Origin of the sequence: Streptomyces sp. NPDC015130 (genome assembly GCF_043080005.1) — a bacterium.
Taxonomy (GTDB): domain Bacteria; phylum Actinomycetota; class Actinomycetes; order Streptomycetales; family Streptomycetaceae; genus Streptomyces.
Window position 1 is genome coordinate 211972 of the sequence record NZ_JBIBVC010000015.1, and the last position, 7240, is coordinate 219211.

General features: G+C 70.6%; 6 protein-coding genes. 3 read left to right on the forward strand and 3 right to left on the reverse strand.

All coding sequences use genetic code 11. The features are described 5' to 3' along the window. Window positions 1-8: 8 nt before the first annotated feature. Window positions 9-1466 (reverse strand): basic amino acid/polyamine antiporter, encoded by a 1458-nt coding sequence (locus ACF08F_RS28175; RefSeq protein WP_392301315.1) that lies wholly within the window; start codon window positions 1464-1466, stop codon window positions 9-11. A gap of 291 nt (window positions 1467-1757) precedes the next feature. On the opposite strand from ACF08F_RS28175, the gene ACF08F_RS28180 reads away from it, so the two are divergent. The 3 genes from ACF08F_RS28180 (at window position 1758) to ACF08F_RS28190 (ending at window position 4392) form a co-directional block, all read left to right on the forward strand. After that, entirely contained in the window at window positions 1758-2420 is a 663-nt protein-coding gene (locus ACF08F_RS28180; RefSeq protein ID WP_392301316.1) for a DedA family protein, read from the forward strand. A 191-nt stretch (window positions 2421-2611) separates the two neighbouring features. Then, window positions 2612-3757 (forward strand): sensor histidine kinase, encoded by a 1146-nt coding sequence (locus ACF08F_RS28185; protein WP_392301331.1) that lies wholly within the window; start codon window positions 2612-2614, stop codon window positions 3755-3757. Next, complete coding sequence (locus tag ACF08F_RS28190) at window positions 3748-4392, forward strand: response regulator (RefSeq protein ID WP_392301317.1); 645 nt, start codon at window positions 3748-3750, stop codon at window positions 4390-4392. Before ACF08F_RS28185 ends, ACF08F_RS28190 begins: the two co-directional genes overlap by 10 nt. Window positions 4393-4645: 253 nt before the next feature. On the opposite strand, the gene ACF08F_RS28195 is transcribed toward ACF08F_RS28190, so the two are convergent. Both ACF08F_RS28195 and ACF08F_RS28200 read right to left on the reverse strand, forming a co-directional pair. Beyond that, the gene (locus tag ACF08F_RS28195) at window positions 4646-5974 is read right to left on the reverse strand and encodes a class I SAM-dependent RNA methyltransferase (protein WP_392301318.1); all 1329 of its coding nucleotides are present in this window, start codon (window positions 5972-5974) and stop codon (window positions 4646-4648) included. An 81-nt stretch (window positions 5975-6055) separates the two neighbouring features. Continuing rightward, on the reverse strand, window positions 6056-7240 hold a 1185-nt coding region (locus ACF08F_RS28200; RefSeq protein ID WP_392301319.1), incomplete at its 5' end, for an APC family permease.

A 7240-nucleotide genomic window follows, 5' to 3' on the forward strand; every position in this document is an offset into this window, starting at 1 on the left:
CCGGCGGGTCACAGTTCGATCCACCCGACGGCCAGGGCGACGATGCCGACGACGGCCCCGACGACGGAGACGGCGCAGATGACGGCCTCTCTCCCGGAGAACAGGCGCCGGTTCTGTTCCCGGCGGGCCTTGACGAACAGGAAGGTGGCCGGGGCGTAGATGATGAAGGAGACGAGGACGAACTTGAGCCCGGCCGCGAAGAGGAGGAACGCGGTGTAGACGGTCGCGAGGACGGCGAAGACGAGTTCCGCCCGGGTGCTCCGGCCGACGACCTTCTCCTGCCGGGGCCGCAGGGCGATCTTCACGGCGAAGGCCGCGGCCAGCAGGAACGGGATCAGGCTCAGGGAGCTGGTCAGGTCGAGGGCGAAGGTGAACGCGTCGTCGGAGAAGGCCGTGACGATCAGGACGACCTGGCTGAGAGCCGTCGTCATGAGGAGGGCCGGGACGGGTACGTCGTCCCCGCTGGACCGGCCGAGGAAGCGGGGCATGTCCTCGTCCTTGGCGGCGACGAAGAGGACCTCCGCCGCCATGAGGGACCAGGCCAGATAGGCGCCCAGGACGGAGACGATGAGGCCGACGCTCACGAAGACACTGCCCCAGGTGCCGACCGCCGCCTCCAGGACGCCGGCCATGGAGGGCTGGCGGAGCTCGGCGATCTCGCTCATGGGCAGGATGCCGTACGACACGATGGTGACGGAGGCGAAGATCGCGAAGACGCTGAGGAACCCGAGCAGGGTCGCCCGCCCCACGTCTTCCCGGCGCTTGGCGTGCCGGGAGTAGACGCTGGCTCCCTCCACCCCGAGGAACACGAACACGGTGGCCAGCATCGTGCCCCGGACCTGGTTGAAGAGGGAGCCGGCGTAGTCCTCGCCGGCGAAGTTGTCGGCGAAAACGGACGGCTCGAAGCAGAACAGGGCCAGGATGACGAAGACGATGATGGGGACGAGTTTGGCGACGGTCACGATCCTGTTGATCGCCGTCGCCTCCTTCACGCCCCGGCGGATGAGGAGGAAGAAGCCCCACAGTCCGACGGACGAAAGGATGATGGCGAGCGCCGTGTCCCCGTCGCCGAGGGCGGGCGCGATCGCGCCGATCGTCGACATGATGAGGACCCAGTAGGTCACGTTGCCGACGCACGCGCTCGCCCAGTACCCGAAGGCGGAGAAGAAGCCCAGGTACTCCCCGAAGCCGGCCTTGGCGTACGCGTAGACGCCTGCGTCCAGGTCCGGCCGGCGCACGGCGAGGGCCTGGAAGACGAAGGCGAGCATCAGCATGCCCAGGCCCGCCACCGACCAGGCGATCAACGCTCCCGCGACACCGGTCTCCTGCGCGAACCGCCGCGGCAGGGAGAACACGCCGGCCCCCACCATGGAGCCGACGACCATCGCGGTGAGCGTCAGCAGGGTGAGCTTCGCGGTCGGCGCCGTCGGTCCCGCTCCGGCGTCGTGGGTGTCGGCCTGGGCCATGTGGTTCCTCGTCGAAGCACTCGAACCCCGCGGCACCGACCTCGGCCCGCCTCACGATGCCCGAATTTATTAGCTCAACACCGATTTGTCCTGCGGAAGACCCCCGTGCTCGCCCACCCACACCCCGAAGCCCCCTCCCCCTCACCCTGCGGAAAACCGCAGGGTGAGGGGTACGGAGAACACCACCGCACTGAACGGCAACCCTCATACCGGCGCTGAACTGGGATTTCTAAGTTCGAGGAAGGAGAACGGGGCGCCCGCCCCACCCACACCGCCCCCTTGGAGTCCCTCATGAACCTCACGACCATGGCGCTCGCTCAGCAGCCCGCGGACGGCGTCGCCGGCTGGGCCGCCGGCCTCGTCGACACGCTGGGCGGCCCGGGAGCCGGGCTGGCCATCGCCCTGGAGAACCTCTTCCCGCCGCTGCCGAGCGAGGTCATCCTTCCGCTGACCGGCTTCGCCGCCGGCCAGGGCGTACTGAGCCTGACCTCGGCGCTGTTCTGGACGACTCTCGGCTCGGTGGCCGGCGCGGTGGCGCTCTACTGGATCGGAGTGCTCTTCGGCCGCGAGCGGATGCACGCGATCTGGGGGAAGCTGCCCCTGGTGAAGGCCTCGGACCTGGTCAGGACCGAGGAGTGGTTCGCGAAGCACGGCACCAAGGCCGTCTTCCTCGGCAGGATGGTGCCGATCTTCCGGAGCCTGATCTCGGTACCCGCCGGGGTGGAGCGGATGCCGATGCCCTTGTTCATCATGCTCACCACCCTCGGCAGCCTCATCTGGAACAGCGTCCTCGTGATGGCCGGCTACTGGCTGGGCGACCGGTGGGACGTCGTGGAGACCTACGTCGGCGTCCTGTCGAAGGCCGTCCTGGTCCTCGTGGTCGTCGCCTTCGTGGCCTACGTGGCGGTCCGGCTGCGCAGCCGCGGCCAGGCCCAGCACCGGCGCACCTCGTGACCCTCGGCACCCGCCCGGACGGCGCGGCCCCGCTCCCCGTACCGCCCGGGCGATCTTGCCCGGGCGGTACGGGCGAACTAGTCTCGGGCCCCGTGCAGGGGGACTTGGCAGGCAGGGCGCCGGACCGGCCGCGGAAGCATTCCGGCGGAAACGGCCCGGTCGAGAACGAGACCACCACCCGTACGACCACCATCACCACCCCAACCATCCCCTCCTGGCCACGACGCGCCCTGGGGACCCTCGTCGGCTGCGCGACCGCTCTGGCAGGCGCCCTCTACTTCCTCGTCGTCGGCGTGTCCCTCGGGCCGTTCCTGCTCTGGCCGCGCACCCGGGCCGACGCCCTGAGGATCCTGATGGCGGGTACCCGGCGCCTGGTCGCCCTCGAACGGGTCCGACGTTCCGCCTTCTTCGGGGACCTGTTCCCGGAGCACTACAAGGCCTCCGACCAGAAGATCCTGCGCTACCTCGCGATCCGCAGCTACACGGGCCTGCTCTGCGGAGTCGTCATCGGGCTCCTGGTCTTCGGCGCCGTCCTGGCCGGTCTCCTGGTGAGCGGCGCGGTCCGGGGAACCCTCGACCGGTACGAGCTGCTCACGCAGATCCTCCTCGGCGGCGTACTGCTCTTCCTCGACGTCCAGGGCCTGTACTCGCTGGCCGCCCTCGACACCCGTACCGCCCGTGAGTGTTTCGGCCCCTCCGAGCGTGAACTGCTCCAGCGGCGCATCGACGAACTCGCCACCAGCCGGGCCGCGGTCGTCGAGGCCGTGGACGTCGAGCGGCGGCGCATCGAGCGCGATCTGCACGACGGGGTCCAGCAGCGTCTGGTGGCGCTCGCGATGCTGATCGGCCGGGCACGCCGGGGCCGCGACCCCGAGCAGGCCGACGCGCTGCTGCTCCAGGCGCACGAGGAGTCCCGGGGCGTGCTGACCGAACTGCGCGAGGTGGCCTGGCGGGTGTACCCGTCGGCGCTCGACAGCCTCGGGCTCGAAGAGGCGCTCGGCGGGGTCGCCGAGCGGTGCGGCGTTCCGCTGCGGATCCGCTACGACGTCGACGGCCCGCTCCCCCGGCCGACCGAGACCGCCGCCTACTTCGTGGTGTCGGAGGCCGTGACGAACGCGGCTAAACACTCCTCCGCCTCGGCGATCTCCGTGACGGTGACGCTCGACGGGGCGCGGCTCACCGTACGGGTCGAGGACGACGGCACGGGCGGCGCGGACGAGACCGGCAGCGGTCTCACGGGGCTGCGCAGCCGGGTGGCCGCACTCGACGGCGTCCTGCGCGTCCACAGCCCCCTCGGGGGACCGACCACCATCACCGCGGAGCTTCCATGCGCGTAATCCTGGCCGAGGACTCGACCCTGCTGCGCGAAGGCCTGGTCAGGCTGCTCGTCGAGGAGGGCCACGAGGTCCTGGCGGCACTGGGGGACGCGGTGACCCTGCTCAAGGAGGTGGAGGAGCAGCGGCCCGACATCGTCGTCGTCGACATCCGGATGCCCCCGACCCACACGGACGAGGGACTGCGGGCGGCCGTCGAGATCCGGGACCACTTCCCCGAGGTCGGCGTGCTCGTCCTCTCGCAGCACGTCGAACGCAACTACGCCGCCCAACTGCTCGCCTCCAACGCGGACCGGGTCGGCTACCTCCTCAAGGACCGGGTGGCGCAGGTCGAGGAGTTCCTGGACGCCCTCGAACGGATCCACGCCGGCGGGGCGGCGATCGACCCGGAGGTCGTACGCCAACTGGTCGTCCGCACCACCCACGGCGACCCCCTGACCCGCCTGACCCCCCGCGAGCGCACGGTCCTGGAGGCCCTGGCCCAGGGCCTCACGAACACGGCCATCGCCCAGAAGCTGCACATCTCGCTGAGCGCGGTGGAGAAGAACCTCAACACGGTCTTCGACAAACTGGACCTGTCCCGCACCACCGGCTACAGCCGCCGCATCCTGGCAGTACTCCGCTACCTGGAGTCCTAGGGCGTGTTGCGAAAGTAGCGCCGGCCGCCCGAAGGGCGGGCCCGACGGCGTCTGGTGCGTGCGATCGCAAGGCGGAGGGTCGCCCCGATACGGGATGTATCGGGGTGATCCCGACAACGCGGCGAGCGTGCGTGCCAGGCGCCGTCGGGCAGGCGGGACTTTCGCAACACGCCCTAGCCCGCCATCGACGGAACGGGCCGTCCCAGCCGCCGACGGCGACGAGGCACGCCCCGCGTCACCCGGAAACCCCAGGTCAGGCGTCCTTCTTCACCGGCTCCAGAATCGCCACGCACTCGACGTGGTGCGTCATCGGGAAGAGGTCGAAGGCTCGCAGGGTGCGGACCTTGTAGCCGTGGGCGGCGAAGTAGGAGATGTCGCGGGCCAGGGCTGCCGGGTCGCAGGCGACGTAGGCGATGCGGCGGGCGCCGAGGCTTGCGAGGTGGGTGACGGTCTGCTTGCCGGCGCCGGCGCGGGGCGGGTCCAGGACGATGAGGTCGACGTCCGTGATGCCCGTGCGCGGGAGGACGGACTCGACCTTGCCCTGTTCGATGCGGACGCGGGGGAAGCCGGCCAGGTTGTGGCGGGCGTCCTCGACGGCGCGCTTGCCGGACTCGATGCCGAGGACCGCGCCCTGCTCGCCGACGCGGTCCGCGAGGGCGCCGGCGAAGAGGCCGACGCCGCAGTAGAGGTCCAGGGCGGTGTCGCCCTTGCGCGGGAGGAGGCCCTGCATGACGGCCTTCATCAGGGTGTCGGCGGCCTTCGGGTGGACCTGCCAGAAGCCGCCGCTGCCGACGCGGTGGGTGCGCTCGTCGGCGCGCTCGCGGACGAAGGCGCGGCCGTGGACGCGGTGGACGCCGCCGTCCTTCTCGTCGACGCGCATGACGGAGACGGGCTTGTCGAGCTCGACGAGCGGGAGGCGGGCGCCGGGGCGGGGGGTGAGGATGACCTGGCGGTCGTTCGAGCCGGAGGCGGCGATCGCCTCGACCGAGGCCATGCCCTCCCAGGTGCGCTTCTCGATGCCGAGCTCCGAGACGCCCGGGGCGGCGATCATGCAGTGGTCGATGATCTCGACCTCGTGCGAGCGGTGGCGACGCAGGCCCGCGTGGCCCTCGGCGTCGACCGCGTACTGGACGCGGGTGCGCCACTGCGGGACCTCGCCGGCGGGAACCTTGTCGCCCTCGGCGGGCATGACGGTGCCGTCCCAGCCGGCCTCCTCGGGGGTGAGGCCCGCGAGGCGGAGGAGCTGCTCGGCGATGACCTCGCCCTTGAGGCGGCGCTGGGCACCGGGCTTGGCGTGCTGCCAGTCGCAGCCGCCGCACCTGCCGGGGCCCGCGAAGGGGCACGGGGCCTCGACGCGGTCCTTGGAGGCTTCGAGGATCGTGACCGCGTCGGCGCGCAGGAAGCGGGAGGTCTCCTCGCCCTCGGTGACGCGGGCGACGACCTTCTCGCCGGGCAGCGCGTGGCGCACGAAGAGGACGCGGCCGGCGTCCGTACGGGCGATGCAGTGGCCTCCGTGGGCGACCGGACCGACCTCTACCTCGTACTCTTCCCCGACCAACGACGAAACAGGGGTGTTCTGCATGGCGGGGGGACTCCAAGAGGAAGTGACGGTGGGCCGCCGTTCGTGACAGTTCGGACGGCAGCCCACCAGTCTAGTTGTTCTTTACCGGTTGTTCTTCGCGGCCGGTTCCTTCTGGCCCTTCTCCACCGGGCCGCGGCGGACCGAGCCCGGCGCGTTCCACTCCTGGCGCTTCCGGGCCCGCTTCTTCGCGGCCTCGGAGGACTGGAGCTGGTACGGCACCGAGGTGACCATGACACCGGGGGTGAAGAGCAGCCTGCCCTTGAGGCGGAGCGCGGACTGGTTGTGGAGCAGGTGCTCGTACCAGTGGCCGACGACGTACTCGGGGATGTAGACGGAGACGACGTCGCGCGGGCTCTCGCGGCGGAGGCTCTTCACGTACTCGATCACCGGCCGGGTGATCTCGCGGTACGGGGAGTCGAGGATCTTGAGCGGGACGTTGATGCCGCGCCGCTCCCACTCCTCCTTGAGGGCCTTCACCTCGGCCGGGTCGACGTTGACGGTCAGCGCCTCCAGCTCGTTCGCGTGCATGAGCTTGGCGTAGGCCAGGGCGCGCAGGGTGGGCTTGTGGAGCTTGGAGACGAGGACGATGGAGCGGACGCGGGAGGGGCGCACGTACTCGTCGGGCCGTTCCTCCGCGGCGGCGATCTCGGCGCCGACCGAGTCGTAGTGCCGCCTGATCGCGGTCATCGTCCCGTAGAAGATCACCATGCCGAGCAGGGCGACCCAGGCGCCGTGGGTGAACTTGGTGGCGAGGACGACGACGAGGACGAGGCCGGTGAAGAAGGCGCCGAAGGCGTTGATCGCGCGGGAGCGGATCATGTGGCGGCGCTTGGCGGGGTCCCTCTCGGTCTTCAGGTGCCGGTTCCAGTGCCGGACCATGCCGATCTGGCTGAGGGTGAAGGAGACGAAGACGCCGACGATGTACAGCTGGATCAGCTTGGTCGAGTCGGCCCCGTACATCCAGACCAGGAGGGCGGCGGCGCCGGCGAGGAGCACGATGCCGTTGGAGAAGGCGAGGCGGTCGCCGCGGGTGTGCAGCTGGCGCGGCAGGTACCGGTCCTGGGCGAGGATCGAGCCGAGGAGCGGGAAGCCGTTGTACGCGGTGTTGGCGGCCAGGAAGAGGACGAGCGCGGTGGCGGCGGCCAGGACCACGAAGAAGAACGTTCCGTCGCCGAAGACGGCGGCGGCGACCTGGGAGATGACCGGGTCCTGGACGTAGCTCTCGCCGACCGGCACTCCGTTGTGGAGGAGGTCCTGGGCGGGCTT